1 protein-coding gene is annotated in these 541 nt (G+C 63.8%); it reads right to left on the reverse strand.

Annotated elements, in window-relative coordinates:
* A partial coding sequence (locus CVH10_RS17055) for an MFS transporter (protein WP_146142963.1) occupies nucleotides 1-302 on the reverse strand: 302 nt, incomplete at its 3' end.
* Between the last annotated feature and the right edge of the window lie 239 nt (nucleotides 303-541).

Consider the following 541-nt stretch of genomic DNA (forward strand, 5'->3'; position numbering starts at 1 on the left):
AGCATGGTGACGAGGAAGGTGTTCTTGCGTCCCCACAGGTCGCCCAGCCGCCCGAAGACGATGGCGCCGAAGGGCCGCACCGCAAAGCCGGCGGCGAAGGCCATCAGGGCGAAGATGTAGCCGGTCGTCTCGTTGACGCCCGAGAAGAACTGGACGGTGATGATCGCCGCCAGCGAGCCGTAAAGATAGAAGTCGTACCACTCGATGACGGTGCCGACCGACGAGGCGAGGATGACCAGCCGATCGCTGCGATCGACCGTGTGTTCCCCGTCCCCGGACGCAATGGGTGCGTCGGTTGCCATGATCCATTTCCTCCCAAGTCGCCGTTATCGGCCGTTTTGCACATCCTTCAGGATGCGTGGACGCCGACATTGACCGAGAAGGAGGCGGCTGGAGAGAGCGACTTTGGTCGAGGATCGCCGCTCTTTCAGACGGATCAGCCGTCGATGGAGATGACCGGCCCGAGTTTAGGCTGACGCCGGCCGCGACGGGCGGTGCGGCGTTTCAGCGCCGCGCGGATTCGGTTCTGCATCGGGTTGTC

This window comes from Halomonas sp. ND22Bw (genome assembly GCF_003011945.1).
In the GTDB taxonomy this organism is placed as follows: domain Bacteria; phylum Pseudomonadota; class Gammaproteobacteria; order Pseudomonadales; family Halomonadaceae; genus Halomonas; species Halomonas halophila.